The following is a 16972-nucleotide window of genomic DNA, read 5'->3' on the forward strand; positions in this document are numbered from 1 at the left end:
GTTACAGAAATATGACAGAATGCGCAAAAAAGCGCATGAAATCACGTTTCACTTTCGAATTTCGCGCGTTTATGTTCGAAATCAAACAAACCACACGATCAATGTGGCTAAATGCTAAAAAACGAACATAGAGGAAAGGCAATGACAATTCACGATCCACGCTTCAGCGATGTGATTATCATTGGCGGTGGCGCGACGGGTGCCGGCATCGCACGCGACTGCGCCCTGCGGGGATTGAGCGTCACGCTTCTGGAGCGCCACGACATCGCCACCGGCGCAACGGGGCGTAACCACGGTCTGTTGCACAGCGGTGCCCGCTATGCGGTTACTGACGCTGAGTCAGCACGCGAGTGTATCGCTGAAAACCAGATCCTCAGGCGCATCGCCCGCCACTGCGTTGAACCGACCAACGGTCTTTTTATCACCCTTCCAGAAGATGACCTCGGCTTTCAGCAAACCTTTATCACCGCCTGCACGGCGGCAGGCATTCAGGCCGAGGCGATCGATCCTGCGCAGGCGCGCCGTCTTGAACCCTCGGTAAACCCGGCGTTACTGGGCGCGGTAAAAGTACCGGACGGAACCGTTGATCCTTTCCGCCTGACCGCCGCCAATATGCTCGACGCGCGGGAACATGGCGCCCAGATCCTGACCGGGCATCACGTCACCGGGCTTATTCGTGAAGGTAATAGCGTGCGCGGGGTGCGCGTGTTTGATGCGCAGTACAACGAACACCGCGAGCTGTATGCCGCCGTCGTAGTCAACGCGGCGGGGATCTGGGGCCAGCGCATCGCGGAATACGCGGACCTGTCGGTGCGCATGTTCCCGGCCAAAGGCTCGCTGCTGATCCTCGACCACCGCATCAATAACCATGTCATCAACCGCTGCCGTAAACCGTCTGACGCCGATATCCTCGTGCCGGGGGACACAATTTCGTTAATCGGCACGACCTCAATGCATGTGGACTACAGCGAAATTGATTACAACCGCGTCACCGCTGAAGAGGTGGATATCCTGCTGCGCGAAGGGGAAAAGCTGGCCCCGGTGATGGCGCAGACGCGTATTCTGCGTGCCTACGCGGGCGTGCGTCCCCTCGTCGCCAGCGACAACGATCCGAGCGGGCGTAACGTCAGCCGCGGCATCGTGCTGCTCGATCACGCTGAACGTGACGGCATGGACGGGTTTATCACCATTACCGGCGGCAAGCTGATGACCTACCGGCTGATGGCCCAGTGGGCCACCGATGCCGTCTGCCGTAAGCTCGGCAACACCGCACCGTGCGTGACGGCGGAACAGGCTCTGCCCGGCTCGCAGCAATCGACAGAAAAAACGCTGCACAAAATCATTTCACTCCCTGCCCCGCTTCGCGGTTCGGCGATTTACCGTCACGGCGACCGCACCCCAACCTGGCTCGGTGAAGGGCGACTCAGCCGCAGCCTGGTGTGCGAATGCGAAGCCGTGACCGCAGGCGAGGTGCAATATGCCGTGGAAAACCTGACGGTGAACAACCTGCTTGATTTACGCCGCCGCACGCGAGTCGGGATGGGCACCTGTCAGGGGGAGCTGTGCGCCTGCCGTGCCGCCGGGCTGCTGCAACGTTTTCATGCCACCTCCTCAACCCAGTCGCTAGCCCAGCTCAGCGATTTTTTAAATGAGCGCTGGAAAGGCATTCAGCCCGTCGCCTGGGGCGATGCCCTGCGCGAAAGTGAGTTTACCCGCTGGGTCTATCAGGGACTTTGCGGTCTGGAGAAGGAGCACAACCATGAAATTTGATACCGTGATTGTGGGTGGAGGGCTGGCGGGCCTGCTGTGCGGTCTCAAACTGACGCAGCGGGGTCTGCGCTGCGCCATTGTCACTCGCGGTCAAAGTGCCCTGCACTTCTCTTCCGGCTCGCTGGATTTACTGGGCGCGCTATCGTTCGCCGATCTGCCGCCTGAACATCCCTACCGCCTGACGGGCGTAGAGAATATGGCCCGCTTTGCCTGCGAAACCGAACACCTGCTTACCGCCTGCGGCGCACGCATGCAGGGTGACGCCGAGCAAAATCATCAGCGCGTCACGCCGCTCGGCACTCTGCGCGCCGCCTGGCTTAGCCCGGAAGAGGTGCCTGTCGCCCCCATCGCTGTCGGGCACGTGCGGGTGGTGGGGATCAGCGGTTTCCTTGATTTCCAGCCGCATCTTGCCGCCGCGTCTCTCAGACAGCAGGGCATTCAGGTGGATACGGCGGAGATTGATCTCCCCGAGCTCGACGTACTGCGCGAAAACCCCAGCGAGTTTCGTGCGGTGAACATTGCCCGCCTGCTGGATAATGAACGCTACTGGCCGCAGCTGTACGCGGCGCTTCAACCGCTCGGCGAGGCCTGCGACGCCCTGTTTATGCCCGCCTGTTTTGGCTTAACGGACAACCGGCTCTGGCGCTGGCTCTCGGCGCGCCTGCCCTGTACGCTCGGTTTACTGCCGACGCTCCCCCCTTCCGTGCCCGGCATTCGTCTGCATACCCAGCTTCAGCGTCAGTTTGTCGCCCAGGGTGGCATCTGGATGGCAGGCGACGAGGTGAAAAAAATCACCCTGGCAGAGGGCGCGGTAAGCGAAATCTGGACCCGCAACCACGGCGACATCCCGCTTCGTGCACGCTATACGGTGCTGGCAAGCGGCAGCTTCTTCAGTAACGGTCTGCTGAGCAGCCGGGATGGCGTGCGTGAGGCAATTCTCGGGCTGGATGTCCGGCAAAGCGCTTCCCGCGCGGACTGGTATCAAAGCGATTTCTTCACCCCGCAGCCCTGGCAGCAGTTCGGCGTGATCGTCGATACCCAGCTGCGCCCGCAGCTGGGCGGGGAACCGGTTGAAAATCTTTACGCCATCGGCTCGGTTCTGGGCGGGTACGATCCCGTGGCACAGGGCTGCGGTGGCGGCGTCTGCGCCGTCACCGCGCTGCATGTCGCGGAGCAGATTATCCAGCGCAGGGAGGGAGCACAATGAACGACACCCGATTTGAAAGCTGTATCAAATGCACGGTCTGCACCACGGTTTGCCCGGTCAGCGGCGTCGATCCGCGCTATCCCGGCCCGAAACAGGCCGGCCCCGACGGGGAGCGTCTGCGCCTGAAGGACGGCGCGCTCTACGACGAGGCGCTGAAATACTGTATCAACTGTAAACGCTGCGAAGTTGCCTGCCCGTCGGACGTGAAAATAGGCGATATCATCCAGCGCGCCCGCGCCCGCTACAGTACGCAAAAACCGACGCTGCGCGACGCGATACTGAGCCACACCGATCTGATGGGCAGCCTCTCGACGCCTTTCGCGCCGGTCGTCAATGCCGCCACCGCCCTGAAGCCGGTGCGCAGGCTGCTGGATGCGACGCTCAAAATCGACCATCACCGCAGTCTGCCGAAATATTCTCACGGCACCTTCCGCCGCTGGTATAAATCCGTGGCGGCAGAACAGGCGCAGTTCGCTGAGCAGGTTGCCTTCTTCCACGGCTGCTACGTGAACTACAACCATCCGCAGCTGGGGAAAGACCTGCTGAAAGTGCTGAACGCCATGGGGACGGGCGTTCAGCTGCTGAGCAAAGAGAAGTGCTGCGGCGTTCCGCTGATTGCCAACGGTTTTACCGACAAAGCGCGCAGGCAGGCAAAAAGCAACGTCACCTCTTTACGTGAGGCGATCGTCGACAAAGGGATACCGGTACTGGCGACGTCGTCAACCTGTACCTTCACGCTGCGCGATGAATATCCGCATCTGCTGGATGTGGATAACACCGGCCTGCGCGAGCACATTGAGCTGGCGACCCGTTTTCTCTGGCGCAAGCTGGACAGTGGGCAGACGTTACCGCTGGGCAAATTGCCGCTGAAGGTGGTGTATCACACGCCATGTCATATGGAGAAGATGGGCTGGTCGATCTATACGCTGGAGCTGCTGCGGCTGATCCCGGGGCTGGAGCTGACGGTGCTGGACTCACGCTGCTGCGGCATCGCTGGCACCTACGGATTCAAGCGTGAAAACTACCCAACGTCACAGGCCATTGGCGCGCCGCTGTTCCGGCAGATTGAAGAGAGCGGCGCAGATATCGTGGTGACGGACTGTGAAACCTGCAAGTGGCAGATCGAGATGTCCACCAGCAAACGCTGTGAACATCCCATTACCTTGCTGGCAAACGCACTGGCGTAACCGTTGCCGGGGACACTCCCCCGGCACATTCTCACTCTACAAACAGCGATTCCACGACGTTGATCCAGCCGTGCTCGCTGGCGACCTCTTTCCCGTTCAGCCAGCGGCGCAGCATGTTCAGCGCCATCATCGCGCACACCTCCTGACGCACGGCCAGGCTGTGGCGGGTAATGCTCATCTTCACCCGCAGGGCGTGCGTCCCTTCCGGCGTTGCCAGGGCGAAGTTGAGATGCTCTTCATCCAGCCCGCCCACAAACAGCGCCAGTCCGGCGAAATGCTTCACTCTGCGCTCGGATGCCCAGCGCGCCGTCTGCGCCAGCGTCCCCTGCTGGAACGGCACCACTTCACTGGCCAGCAGCGGCGCACCCGCCCGGGTAAGCTGAAGCGCCAGAAGCCCACCGGTAAACTGCTCGCTTAACGTCACGCTCAGCTGGCGGGACTGCAAATGCGCTGCGATCTGCGCCGGCAGCCCTTCCGTTCCTTCGAAAATCAGGCTTTCCCCGGCGACGCGCTGCACTTCCGGCCACAGCGCCAGCATAGCGGCTTTCTCAGACGCCGGTCCGGTCAGCTTCAGTTCAATAATCGGCATGGAGGAGCGATAGCCCATCGACACGCCGGGAGGCAGTTGCAGGTGATCGAGGCTCTGGGCCAGGTCGCTTTCCGAGCGGCCAAAGGTGGTCAGACGCAGGCACAGCGGCGGTTCAGGCAGCGTGAAGCGCGCGCGCAGGCGCGGCAGGATCTGCTGCTCGACCATCACTTTAAATTCCGACGGCACGCCCGGGGTGAAGAACATCAGGCAGCGGTTCAGCTGAACGGCAAACCCGCAGGCGGTGCCGACCGGGTTATCAATCAGTTCCGCGCTGGCGGGAATTTCAGCCTGCTTGCGGTTGCTGGGGGCCATCACGCGGCCACGCTCGGAGAAAAATCGCTCCATCTGTGCCAGCCACGCCTCGTGCAGGACCAGGCCTTCACCTCTGGCCGTGGCGGCGGCCAGCGCGCTGAGATCGTCGCTGGTGGGCCCAAGCCCGCCGTTCACAATCAGCACGTCGCAGCGTTCGCTGCGCTCGCGCAGAACGTTGACCAGCGACTCAAGATTGTCACCCACGGTGTTGCGGCGCGTTAACGGTAATCCTTGCTCAAAGAAGAGATCGGCGAGCCAGGCGGCATTGGTATCAATGATTTGCCCATGCAGCACTTCGTCGCCAGTGGATAACATTTCCACGTTTATCATTGTGTTCTCCCATTTCAATGGTCAAAACACTATAGCGCAATCGAAGACCGGGGGAAGAGAGAAACTGGCGCGACTGAACGCCGCGCCGAAAGGATTAGAAACCTGCGCTCACACCGATGTAGGGACCATCTGCCAGCGCGTTGTCGCGGTGGCCGTCTTTACCCGCCAGGTTCAGATAACGATAACCCGCTTCGATGGTGACAGGACGGATGATGGTCCAGCGTCCACCCACGTTGGCTTCCTCATAGCTATCGATACCGCTGGAGAGGGAATCCGGAGAGTAGTAGTACTCACCGAACAGGCCAAAGCTGTCGCCGATTTTCCACTGCAAACCGCCGCCCACTGCCGCCGCATAACCTTCGTCACCGTCGTTCGGGTTGGTGTAAATCCCTTTACCGCCGACTGTCGCCAGGAAAGGACCCAAAGGTACGTTGAAGCCCAGCCCCAGGCTTGCCGCATCCCCATCGTCGTCGTTATGCGTCCAGCCGCCGGTCATCGCCAGGCCTGCGCTATCCGTGCCAAGACCAAAGCCCAGGTGGGTATAATCTTCGCCCGCCGAGCCGTTGAAGGAAATAGCGTTGGCTGCTGCCGATACAAACATCAGGCCTAAGCCCATTAATGCCACTTTTTTCATTGTCGTGATCCCGCACAATATATTCAGAGATGTCCAAAAACCGCGAGATTTTAACCTGACTGTCTGTGGGATCAATGCGCTCAGTGGACATCGGGCAATTAGTTTGTAACGATTTGATAATATCGGTATTTATATCATCAATAAAAAACGCATTTTTACGCACAGGCCGCCCAGATTTTCACTGGGCATCAGCTGAAGATGGCTGCGGTGCAGGCGGGCAATATCGTTGGCCAGCGCCAGGCCAATGCCGGACCCGGCGGCATCGCCCACGTTATCCAGCCGATGAAACGGCAGCATGGCCTGGGAGATCTGGTCTTCGGCAATACCCGGTCCGCTGTCCTCCACGCTCAGCTCAACGGCATCGTTATCCATGCGCAGGTACACCGTCACGATGCCCTGCTCCGGCGTGTATTTGATCGCGTTCTCCAGCAGGTTAGCGCAGAGTTCGCCCAGCAAAACGTCATCCCCCTCAATCATTACCGGCTGCTGTACGCCGTCATAACCGAGATCGATACCCTTGCTGCGCGCCTGTGCCAGCCGCGAAAAGCAGCAGTTTTGCACCACCTGTACCAGATCGACAGGGGCAAACTGTCGCTCCCCCTGCTCTTTCCGCTTCACCGCCGAAAGCTGTAACAGTCTTTCCGTCAGCACGATGGTGTTATCCAGCGTAACGTTCATTGCCCGTAAGCTCTCCTGCCACAGCGCCGGATCGTTACGCGTCAGAGCAACGGATACCTGCGTTTTTAGCACCGCCAGCGGCGTTTTGAGCTGGTGTGAGGCATCGGCATTGAAGCGCTCCTGCCGCGAAAGTACGCCGCGCAACCGGTCGATGTAACGGTTAAACGCCACAATCAGCAGCCGCGTTTCCGACCAGGGCAGCAGCTCCGGCAGCGGGGCCAACAGCCCGGGCTCACGGCGCACCATCAGCGAAGAGAGTTGCCGCATTGGGCGCAGCACGCGGCGCAGCAGCCAGGCGGTCAGGACCAGCGTCAGCAGCACCAGCAGCCCCTGCGACACGAGCGAGGAAAACAGCAGCTGTGTGGCCAGATAGCGCCGCGACTGCAACGTTTCTGCGACATAAATTTCCGCCATCCCGAACACATTATCTTCGTTAACCGGCTGGAGCAGCTTCGCCACGCGGATCGCCTGCCCGCGATACTCGGTATGATAAAACCACGCCAGCGCCGGATAGTGAGTGGTGCGCGACGTGGAGGGAGGCATATTTGGCAGATCGTCATAGCCGGAGATCGTCCGCCCGTCAGGGTCAACCACCTTGTAGTAGAGGCGATCGTTCATGTTCAGCTCAAAGCTGTCGAGCACGACCCAGGGCACGTTCACCAGCAGCTTGCCCTTGTGCACCACCAGCCGCTCAGACACGGTGCGCGCCGAGGATAACAGCGTGCGGTCATAGGCCTGCGTCGCCGCCTGTAGCGCGCTAACGTAGCTGTTAAAGGCTGACAGCCCCCATAACAGCAGCAGCGGCAAACCCAGAAAGAGCAAAAGTTGCAGGTAAAGCGACTGCGGCTTAACCCACTTCATCGCCGCACTCCAGCACGTAGCCCAGTCCCCGGAGGGTGGTGATCCGCACGCCGCTGCCGGTCAGCTTCTTACGCAGGCGGTGAATATAGAGATCGATACTCTCGGGGCTGACGTCGTTGTTCAGGCTGAACACCTGGTCGAAGAGCTGTTGCCGGGAGACGGGACGGGTCCGGCGGTGCATCAGCACCTTCAGTAAAGAGAGCTCGCGCGGCGTGAGGGAAAGAGGTTCATCGCGCAGCAGAAAAAAGCCTTCATCATCGTACTCCAGCTCTCCCAGCCGCTGGCGCTCCTGGGTTCGCCCTTCGCTGCGGCGCAGCAGCGCGCGCAGGCGGGCATCAAGCTCCTCCAGCTCGAACGGCTTCGGCAGATAGTCATCCGCCCCGGCATTCAGCCCTTTCACCCTGTCTGCCACGTTGCTGCGGGCGGTAAGAAACAGCACCGGCAGCGTCTGCCCGCGCTTTCTCAGACGATGCACCACTTCCAGCCCGTCGAAGCCGGGCATGCCGATATCAAGGATCGCGACGGCATAGTTTTCCCCCTGTAAAAGGTGATCGGCCGCCCGTCCATCGTTGACGCAATCCACGGCAAATCCGTTTTGTACCAGCGCTTTCTCCAGCCAGTGAGCCAGCTCACGATTATCTTCCGCCAGTAAGAGACGCATATCACATCCTGTAAAGTTGGTGTCGCAGTGAAAGGGAAATGAAAGGTTATTGTTTTAACAATCACGCAACGGAACCGCTACAAGGTGGTTCACATAATCAGAAAAAAGACACCCGTACCCGTACTCCCGGTTCTCCGGCGTGAGGATAAACGATGAAAAAACAATTACTTTCTACCCTTGCTGCAAGCGTATTGCTGTTGAGTGCCTCTGTCGTCCAGGCGCAGGACACCCCGTCCCGCACCGAGTGTATCGCACCGGCCAAACCCGGCGGCGGCTTTGACCTGACCTGTAAGCTGATTCAGGTCAGCCTGCTGGAGACGAAGGCCATTGAGAAACCGATGCGCGTCACCTACATGCCCGGCGGCGTGGGCGCGGTAGCCTATAACGCCATCGTCGCCCAGCGCCCTGCTGAACCCGGCACCGTGGTGGCCTTCTCCGGCGGCTCGCTGCTGAACCTGTCGCAGGGGAAATTTGGTCGTTATGACGTAAATGACGTGCGCTGGCTCGCCACCGTGGGCACCGATTACGGCATGATCGCCGTTCGCGCCGACTCCCCGTGGAAATCCCTGAAAGATCTGCTGACCGCCATGGAAAAAGATCCGAACAGCGTGGTGATTGGCGCAGGCGCCTCTATCGGCAGCCAGGACTGGATGAAAGCCGCGCTGCTGGCGCAGCAGGCCAAAGTGGATCCGCACAAAATGCGTTACGTGGCCTTTGAAGGCGGCGGTGAGCCGGTGACGGCGCTGATGGGCAATCACGTGCAGGCAGTATCGGGCGATCTCAGCGAAATGGTGCCCTACCTGAGCGGGGATAAGATCCGCGTGCTGGCGGTCTTCTCGGAAAACCGTCTGCCGGGCCAGCTGGCAGACGTCCCAACCGCCAAAGAGCAGGGTTATAACCTGGTCTGGCCGATCATCCGTGGCTTCTTCGTCGGGCCAAAAGTGACCGACGCCGAGTACCAGTGGTGGGTGGATACCTTCGCAAAACTTCAGCAAACCGAGGAGTTCAAAAAACAGCGCGATCTGCGCGGGCTGTTTGAGTTCAACCTGAACGGCAAGCAGCTGGACGAGTATGTGAAAAAACAGGTGAATGACTACCGCGAACAGGCGAAAGCCTTTGGTCTTGCGAAATAACCGGAGGCGCTATGAGCGATCGCATTTTTGCAGGGATATGGCTGCTGCTCTGCATTGGCGGCCTGTTCGTCGCCTGGCAGATCCACAGCGAATACAGCTATGAACCCGTGGGGCCACGCCCCTTTCCCGTCGGCATTGTCGGCCTGATGCTGCTCTGTTCGGTGGCCCTGCTGCTGCGCCATCCGGACACCGTGGAGTGGCCGCCACGCCGCACGCTGCAACGTCTGCTGGTAATGGTGATTGTTCTGCTGATGTACGCGTGGGGCTTTGAGTGGCTCGGCTTCCCGATCGCCACCGCCCTGCTGACGATGGTGATTGGCATACTGTTTAACGCCTCGCTGCCTGCGGCGGGGATCTCCGGGGTCGTACTGGGCATTTTACTCTGGTACGCCTTCGACCGCCTGCTGGACGTGACCCTGCCGCTCGGCGCATGGTTTAACTAACGGAGCACGCTATGGATACCTGGATCTATCTCTCTCAGGGGTTCGCGGTAGCGATGACCCCGGAAAACCTGGTGATCGCCCTGATCGGCTGTTTCGTCGGGACGATCGTTGGCCTGCTGCCGGGCCTTGGGCCTATCAACGGCGTGGCGATTTTACTGCCGCTGGCCTTTGCGCTGCACCTGCCTGCGGAATCGGCGTTGATCCTGCTGGCGACGGTTTATATCGGCTGCGAATACGGGGGGCGTATTTCCTCGATACTGCTTAACGTTCCCGGCGATGCCGCCGCCATTATGACCGCGCTGGATGGCTATCCGATGGCACAGCAGGGACGCGGCGGCGTGGCGCTCTCTATTTCCGCCGTCAGCTCGTTCTTTGGCTCCCTGATCGCCATTGGCGGCATCATCCTCTTCGCCCCGGCGCTGGCCCAGTGGTCGCTGGCATTTGGTCCGGCCGAGTATTTTGCCCTGATGGTATTCGCCATCGCCTGTCTCGGCAGCATGATGGCGCAGAATCCGCTGAAGTCGTTTTTGTCTGCGTTGATTGGCCTCAGTCTGGCCACCGTCGGCGTGGATGCCAACACCGGGGTTTATCGCTTTACCTTCGACAGCGTTCATCTCTCCGACGGCGTGCAGTTTATCGTCGTGGTGATTGGTCTGTTCTCTGTCTCAGAAATCTTACTGATGCTGGAACATACCAGCAGCGGGCAGACGCTGGTGCGTAAAACCGGACGTATGCTCTTTAATGCCAAAGAGGGTGCGCAGTGTGTGGGTGCCACCCTGCGTTCAGCGGTGATCGGTTTCTTCGTCGGCATTCTGCCAGGCGCGGGGGCGACTATCGCCAGCGCCATTACCTACATGACCGAGAAAAAGCTGAGCGGTAACAGCGACAGCTTCGGTAAAGGCGATATCCGCGGCGTGGCGGCGCCGGAGGCGGCGAATAACGCCTCGGCCTGCGGCTCGTTTATCCCGATGCTGACCCTCGGCGTGCCAGGCTCCGGCACCACCGCGGTGATGATGGGCGCGCTGACGCTCTATAACATCACTCCCGGTCCGGCGATGTTTACCGAGCAGCCCGATATCGTCTGGGGTTTGATTGCCGCCCTGCTGATCGCCAACGTGATGCTGCTGGTGATGAACATCCCGCTGATCGGGCTGTTCACCCGCATGCTGACCATTCCCCTGTGGTTCCTGGTCCCGGCCATCGCCGCCGTCTCTGCGGTTGGGGTGTACGCGGTGCACAGCACCACCTTCGACCTGGTGTTAATGGTGCTGCTCGGCGTGCTGGGCTACATTCTGCGCAAGATGCACTTCCCGATGTCGCCGCTGATTTTAGGGTTTGTATTGGGGGAAATGCTGGAGCAGAACCTGCGCCGCGCCCTCTCCATCAGCAATGGCAACATGGCGATCCTGTGGGAGAGCAGCGTGACGAAGATCCTGCTGGCGATGGCGATCATGGTGATTGTCGTGCCGCCGGTGCTGCGCTGGATGCGTCGACGCCAGCAGAAACCGCAGCCGGATATCGGCTGATTAGCCCCTCAACAGGGCATTGACCCACTGCCTTAACGCCTGGCGGGAGATCTTTATCCCGCCATTTTTCAGTTCTGACGGCAGCGCCAGCCAGTGTACCGGCTGCTCAAAGCGCGCCAGCCTGCCCTGAACCCACTCCGGCAACAGCGTGATATCCGTGCCCGGCTCACATTCCACTACCGCCACCGGGCGTTGCCCGTATTCGGCGTCATCCAGCGGGACGATAAACACCTGGCTTACCTGCGGATGTGTGACGATAACGCGCTCCAGCGCTTCCGGCTGGATCCCTTCTCCGCCGCTGAAAAAGAGATTGTCCATTCGGCCCAGAATGGTCAGGCGTCCGTCATGCCACTCTCCGCGATCGCGGGTGGCGAACCAGCCCTGCTCGTTGACAAGCGGCAGTAAGGCGCCGTCTCGCCAGTAGCCCGCCGCCATGCTTTCCGCCCGGATCCAGACTTCACCGTTCACCACCTGAAGGTCTCTGCCCGGCAGCGCGCTGCCCACGTCCGGCGCGCCGTCGGCCTCTTTGGCGCAGACGGTGGAGGCGAACTCGGTCAGACCGTAGCCGCAGAACGTGCGGATCCCCTGCTTGCGCGCCTGTTCGGTCAGCTCAACGGGGATTTCCGCCCCGCCGAGCAGCACGGCTTTCAGCGCAACGGGATGGTGTGAATTGAGCAGCCGCCACAGCTGCGTCGGCACCAGCGAGGCGTGGGTACAGCCCTGCAGGGCCTGCTCCAGCGGCTGTTTTTCACGCACGGTGAGACGGCCTCCGCCCTGCAACCAGCGCCACAAAATCCCCTGACCGGAGACGTGAAACAGCGGCAAGGACAGCAGCCAGTCGTCATCACCGCCATAAGGCATCAGCGACAACACGCCTTTTGCGCTGGCAAGGTGGGCGGCACAGGTGTGCACCGCCGCTTTTGGCAAGCCGGTGGAGCCGGAGGTGAGCGTCATCGAGGCCAGCCGTTCTGCCCGCCACGTCACGCCGCCCTGCTCCTCGCCCTCTCTTAATACCAGCCCAGGCAGACCGTCATACTCACCGTTAAGCACCAGCGCAAAGCGCAGGGTCATCTGCGGCAGGAGGACGTCCAGCAGCGGTCGGGGAAGCTGAGGGTTCACCGGCAAAATGCGGGCGCCGCACTGAAGCAGCGCCAGCCAGGCCAGCAGGGTCTGCGGATGGTTGTGGGCGAGCAGCATGACGCCGTCCCCGTCCCTGACACCCTGAGACTGAAAACCGGCTGCCAGACGATCGATACGCTCGCCCAACTGTGACCAGTTGAGCGTTATATCGTCTAAACGCAGCGCGGGTGTATCGGCACTCCTGGAGCGCCAGTGCCGCCACGGCCAGTCGGTAAAAGTCATTGCAGCGGCTCCAGCGTCCCGACATCGAGGCACGGCAAGGTGCTGTCCGGCCACTGGCGAATCAGCTGGGCCTGCATCAGGTTTAGCGTATCAAGACCGGGAACGGTGTCCGGCGTTAACCATGCAGCGATGCGCGCCAGTTGCGTCAGCCCGAGGCTGGATTCGATGGATGAACTGATCACCGCCGTCAGCCCTGCGGCATGGGCCGCCGCAACCTGCTCGCGCACCTTGTCGAGGCTGCCGGTCAGCGTTGGCTTAATGACCACGGCCCCGACGCCCGGCTCGGCGGCAAACGTAAAACCGGCTTCGCGCAGGCTCTCATCCCAGGCAATGGCAATGCCGGTTTCCCGGGCGAAGGCGCGAGAGTCGTCGCGCGTTTTGCACGGCTCTTCGAGAAACGCGATGCGGTTGCGGTACGCCGGGTTGACGTACTTCGCAAACTGCTGCGCCCTGAGCGGCGTCCAGGCGCGGTTGGCGTCCAGGCGCAGGTGCAGATCGGGAATGGCTTCCAGTAACAGGTTAACCACCATCCCGTCGCGCACCGCTTCGTACAGGCCGATCTTAATTTTCGCCACCTTCTCGCCAGGCATCCCGGAGAGCAGCGCGAAAAGTTCATCGGGATCGCCGGAACAGAGCGGCGCGGCGCGATAATTCGCCGCATCCGGCAAACAGCCGTCCAGCTCTGCCAGCGCGCAGCTGATGCCGAACGCGACGGAAGGAACGTCCGGCAGCGACGGAGCTGCCCCCTCACGCCATTCGTGCGTCCAGGCCATCAGCGCCGCCTGCGCCTCATCCAGCGTTTCCAGGCTAAAGCCCGGAAGCGGGGCGATTTCGCCCCACCCTTCCCGCTCGCCCTGCCGGAGATGCACGAAAAAGCCATCACGGGTTTTTAACCGCCTTTCACGCAGTACCACGCCCGCGTCCATCGGTATCTGCCAGCGGTAAACCTGCGCGCGACGCATTACGGGTTCCGTTTGTATTTGCTGAAGTCTGGCTGGCGTTTTTCGTTGAACGCGTTGCGCCCTTCCTGACCCTCTTCGGTCATATAGAACAGCATGGTGGCGTTACCCGCCAGCTCCTGAAGTCCCGCCTGACCGTCACAGTCGGCGTTGAGGGCCGCTTTCAGGCAGCGCAGCGCCATTGGGCTGTTTTGCAGCATTTCGCGACACCAGCGCACGGTCTCTTTTTCCAGATCGGCGATCGGCACCACGGTGTTAACCAGCCCCATGTCCAGCGCTTCCTGGGCGTTGTACTGACGGCACAGGAACCAGATTTCGCGGGCTTTTTTCTGGCCGACGATGCGCGCCATGTAGGATGCCCCCCAGCCGCCGTCGAAGGAGCCAACTTTCGGGCCAGTCTGACCGAAAATGGCATTTTCCGCCGCGATAGTCAGGTCACACATCATGTGCAGCACATGACCGCCGCCGATGGAATAACCTGCCACCATCGCAACCACCGGTTTTGGACAGGTGCGGATCTGGCGCTGGAAATCCAGCACGTTCAGGTGGTGCGTGCCGGCATCATCCTGGTATCCGCCGTAGTCGCCGCGGACTTTCTGATCGCCGCCCGAGCAGAAGGCTTTCTCCCCTTCCCCGGTGAGGACGATGACGCCGATGTTGTCGTCGTAGCGTGCATCCGCCAGCGCCTGGATCATCTCTTTTACGGTCAGCGGACGAAACGCGTTGCGTACCTGTGGACGATTGATGGTGATTTTGGCGATACCATCGGTGGATTTGTGGTAGCGAATGTCGGTGTAGCCTTCGGAGCAGTCCTGCCATTCAACCGGCGCGTAAAGCATGTTTTCATCAGGATAGATCATAGCGTGTCCTTTGTTCGATAACGTAGTATCTGAGCCAGACTCGCGGCAACCGCTTCCGGGTTGTCCCGGTGGGCGTTGTGTCCGGCATGAGGGATAGCATGACGCATGGCGTTAAGTTCAGCAGCGATGGCTGCAAACTTCCCGTCACGTTCGCCATAGAGATAGTCGAAAGAAAAATCACGCGCGGTGAGCGCGGGACGTAAATCAGGCTGAACGGCAAGCGAGGTGGCTTCCAGCATCTCAGCCAGCCTCGGGCCGTTGTTCCGGCTACGCAGCGCGATCAGCGCGTTGCGCTGTTCATCCGTAAGGGAGGTAAAGACCGGCTGTTGATACCAGTCGGCAAAGACGGCTTCAAGCGGCTCACTGCGAAAACGTGACGCCCAGCGGCGGTCCGAGGTCAGCCGCGCCTGGCGCGCCTCGACGTCTTGCAGCCCAGGGTGTCCACCTTCCACAATCACCCCGTCTAACCCCGCAGGATGCTGGCAGGCATGGAACATCGCAATGCGGCCACCGAGAGAGTACCCTACCAGCCAGTAATTTAGTATGTTGTAACTAATTAAGGTATGCGTGAGCAGTTCACTTACCTCTGCAAACCCCGTCACGCCCGTATCCGCTGAACCACCGTGCCCGGGCAGGTCAAGGTAGAGCCTGGGGTAGTCATGCAGCGACGCCCCAACGGTCTGCCACTCACGACAGTCACCGGAAAAACCGTGCAAGAAAACCAGCCAGGGGTAGCCTGATTTTCCGGGCTGAGTGACGCCAGCGAGGATCACAGGTGACTCACCTGCGCCAGCAGATGTTGCAGCTTCTGCGCGCCGTCAGAATCGTTTACCACCAGCTCAATCAGCGTCGCGCCAGGCTGCCGCCAGGCGGTGTTCAGCGCCGTCTCCAGCGCGTCCCAGTTTTCCGGGCGATGGTACTTCAGGCTGAACATGGCGGCGGCGTGTTCGAACTGCACGTTTTGCGGCATCAGATAGAAGCGCTCACGTTCGCTTTGCGGCGTCGGCAGCAGGGAGAAAATCTGTCCGCCGTTATTGTTAACAACAATCAGCACGAACGGAGCCGACGCCTGACGCAGGAGCGCCAGCGCGTTGAGATCGTAGAGGGCTGAGAGATCCCCCACAATCGCCAGCGTGGATTTTGCGCTGGCCCGCTGTACGCCAGCGGCGGTGGAGATCAGTCCGTCAATGCCGCTCGCGCCCCGGTTGCTGTATACCGGATAACCCGCGGGCAGCTGCGAAAAGGCGTCAATCAGGCGCACCACCAGGCTGTTACCGACAAAAAGTTGCCCCTGCTCGGGAAGATATTTGCGGATACGGTGCGCCAGCCCGGCTTCACTGAACTCCTCGCACTGCGCTTTGGTGAGTTCCCACGCCTGACGCGACAGCGCCGGGATCTCCACCGCCCAGGGTTTGCGTTTTTCCGCCGGATGCAATTCCAGCCAGCTGTCAATATCGCTCACCAGGCGGCGACCGCGATGGTGCGCCGGGTCAAGGCGTCCTTCGAGCGGATCCACCAGCCAGTACTCTTCTGGCGTACAGGTGGCCTGCCACTGGAGCAGTCGCTTGCCCGTCAGGCTCGAGCCCAGCTGGACGACAATTTGCGCCTGCGCCAGCTCGGTGACCGCTTTCGCGTTCCCCAGCCAGAGGTCAGCGCAGGGCAGCGGCTGGCCCGTCTGGGAAAGCACGTCACCAATCAGCGGCCAGCCAAGCGTTTGTGCCCACTCCGCCGCCAGCTTGCCTTCCGCCGCACTCATCCGCCCGGCAATCACCACCCCGCGCTTCTGGCGCCAGAAGAACCAGTCGCGCTGCTTAGCGCTTTCCAGATGCGTCTGCTCACGCAGCCAGGGCTTTTCGCTCTCCCACCATTCTCCCAGCTGCTGTTGCCAGGCTAGGCCGGTCTCGTTCATTTCGCCGTACAGCGGTTCGGCAAACGGGCAGTTAATGTGCAGCCCGCCGCTGCGCAGTGCGTTCATGGCGTGGTCGAGAGTTGAGACCAGCCAGCTGGCGGGAATATCCTGGGTGGGGCGCGGCAACGAGACCGTCTGTGAAGGATGCGAGGCAAAAATGCCAGGCTGACGAATCGCCTGGTTCGCGCCGCAGTCAATAAGTTCCGGAGGACGATCGGCGGTGAGTAAAATCAGCTTTTCGCCGGTTAACCCCGCTTCAATCAGCGCCGGATAGAGGTTTGCCACCGCCGTGCCGGAAGTCACTATCACCGCCACGGGCGCGTTGCTGACTTTCGCCAGCCCGAGCGCCAGGTGGCCGAGACCACGCTCGTCAAAATGGGTGTGATGAATAAAAGCCCTGTTTTCCGCCGCAGCAAGGGTGAGCGGCGTGGAGCGAGAGCCCGGAGCAATACACACATGCCTGACACCATGGCGGGTCAGGGCTTCAAGGATCACCGTCGCCCAGCGTCGGTTAAAAGAACTTACTGACATGAGATTGTCCAGTATCAAGA

At 60.8% G+C, this 16972-nt stretch carries 15 protein-coding genes; 6 read left to right on the forward strand and 9 right to left on the reverse strand.

The genetic code is table 11. The features are described 5' to 3' along the window. Window positions 1–141: 141 nt before the first annotated feature. The 3 genes from glpA to glpC are packed head-to-tail and all read left to right on the forward strand — an operon-like array spanning window position 142 to window position 4164. The gene (glpA, locus tag C3451_RS02860) at window positions 142–1770 is read left to right on the forward strand and encodes an anaerobic glycerol-3-phosphate dehydrogenase subunit A (RefSeq protein ID WP_045620903.1); all 1629 of its coding nucleotides are present in this window, start codon (window positions 142–144) and stop codon (window positions 1768–1770) included. Then, window positions 1760–2977, forward strand: coding sequence for a glycerol-3-phosphate dehydrogenase subunit GlpB (gene glpB, locus C3451_RS02865; protein WP_045620904.1), 1218 nt, complete (start codon window positions 1760–1762; stop codon window positions 2975–2977). Before glpA ends, glpB begins: the two co-directional genes overlap by 11 nt. Further along, entirely contained in the window at window positions 2974–4164 is a 1191-nt protein-coding gene (glpC, locus tag C3451_RS02870; RefSeq protein WP_045620905.1) for an anaerobic glycerol-3-phosphate dehydrogenase subunit GlpC, read from the forward strand. The genes glpB and glpC overlap by 4 nt, the downstream gene beginning before the upstream one ends. A gap of 31 nt (window positions 4165–4195) precedes the next feature. On the opposite strand, the gene C3451_RS02875 is transcribed toward glpC, so the two are convergent. The 4 genes from C3451_RS02875 to tctD all read right to left on the reverse strand — a co-directional run bounded on the left by C3451_RS02875 (window position 4196) and on the right by tctD (window position 8229). Further along, on the reverse strand, window positions 4196–5395 hold the full coding sequence (locus tag C3451_RS02875) for a nicotinamide mononucleotide deamidase-related protein YfaY (protein ID WP_124304229.1): 1200 nt from the start codon (window positions 5393–5395) through the stop codon (window positions 4196–4198). A 94-nt stretch (window positions 5396–5489) separates the two neighbouring features. After that, window positions 5490–6029: a YfaZ family outer membrane protein gene (locus C3451_RS02880; RefSeq protein ID WP_022648809.1), complete on the reverse strand. Its 540-nt coding sequence runs from the start codon at window positions 6027–6029 to the stop codon at window positions 5490–5492. A 129-nt stretch (window positions 6030–6158) separates the two neighbouring features. After that, entirely contained in the window at window positions 6159–7568 is a 1410-nt protein-coding gene (locus tag C3451_RS02885; protein WP_023306632.1) for a sensor histidine kinase, read from the reverse strand. Then, the gene (gene tctD, locus C3451_RS02890) at window positions 7555–8229 is read right to left on the reverse strand and encodes a transcriptional regulator TctD (RefSeq protein ID WP_045620906.1); all 675 of its coding nucleotides are present in this window, start codon (window positions 8227–8229) and stop codon (window positions 7555–7557) included. Before tctD ends, C3451_RS02885 begins: the two co-directional genes overlap by 14 nt. A gap of 152 nt (window positions 8230–8381) precedes the next feature. Between tctD and C3451_RS02895 the strand changes: the two genes are divergently transcribed. Genes C3451_RS02895 through C3451_RS02905 form a run of 3 tightly spaced genes read left to right on the forward strand, consistent with a single transcriptional unit; the run spans window position 8382 to window position 11331 of the window. Then, a complete protein-coding gene (locus C3451_RS02895) occupies window positions 8382–9362 on the forward strand; it encodes a tripartite tricarboxylate transporter substrate binding protein (RefSeq protein WP_038416442.1) in 981 nt (326 codons plus the stop codon). Window positions 9363–9373: 11 nt separating this feature from the next. Then, on the forward strand, window positions 9374–9805 hold the full coding sequence (locus C3451_RS02900) for a tripartite tricarboxylate transporter TctB family protein (protein WP_022648813.1): 432 nt from the start codon (window positions 9374–9376) through the stop codon (window positions 9803–9805). 11 nt (window positions 9806–9816) lie between these two features. Continuing rightward, window positions 9817–11331, forward strand: coding sequence for a tripartite tricarboxylate transporter permease (locus C3451_RS02905; protein ID WP_022648814.1), 1515 nt, complete (start codon window positions 9817–9819; stop codon window positions 11329–11331). On the opposite strand, the gene menE is transcribed toward C3451_RS02905, so the two are convergent. The 5 genes from menE to menD are packed head-to-tail and all read right to left on the reverse strand — an operon-like array spanning window position 11332 to window position 16952. Then, complete coding sequence (gene menE, locus C3451_RS02910) at window positions 11332–12693, reverse strand: o-succinylbenzoate--CoA ligase (protein ID WP_022648815.1); 1362 nt, start codon at window positions 12691–12693, stop codon at window positions 11332–11334. Then, a complete protein-coding gene (gene menC / locus C3451_RS02915) occupies window positions 12690–13655 on the reverse strand; it encodes an o-succinylbenzoate synthase (protein ID WP_045620907.1) in 966 nt (321 codons plus the stop codon). The genes menE and menC overlap by 4 nt, the downstream gene beginning before the upstream one ends. Continuing rightward, entirely contained in the window at window positions 13655–14512 is an 858-nt protein-coding gene (gene menB, locus C3451_RS02920; RefSeq protein WP_014832749.1) for a 1,4-dihydroxy-2-naphthoyl-CoA synthase, read from the reverse strand. The genes menC and menB overlap by 1 nt, the downstream gene beginning before the upstream one ends. Then, on the reverse strand, window positions 14509–15285 hold the full coding sequence (gene menH / locus C3451_RS02925; protein ID WP_045620908.1) for a 2-succinyl-6-hydroxy-2,4-cyclohexadiene-1-carboxylate synthase: 777 nt from the start codon (window positions 15283–15285) through the stop codon (window positions 14509–14511). Before menH ends, menB begins: the two co-directional genes overlap by 4 nt. Then, window positions 15282–16952, reverse strand: a complete 1671-nt coding sequence (gene menD, locus C3451_RS02930) for a 2-succinyl-5-enolpyruvyl-6-hydroxy-3-cyclohexene-1-carboxylic-acid synthase (protein ID WP_022648819.1) — start codon at window positions 16950–16952, stop codon at window positions 15282–15284. Before menD ends, menH begins: the two co-directional genes overlap by 4 nt. Window positions 16953–16972: the final 20 nt, after the last annotated feature.

Origin of the sequence: Enterobacter sp. 301B (assembly GCF_003850715.1) — a bacterium.
Lineage (GTDB): Bacteria > Pseudomonadota > Gammaproteobacteria > Enterobacterales > Enterobacteriaceae > Enterobacter > Enterobacter intestinihominis.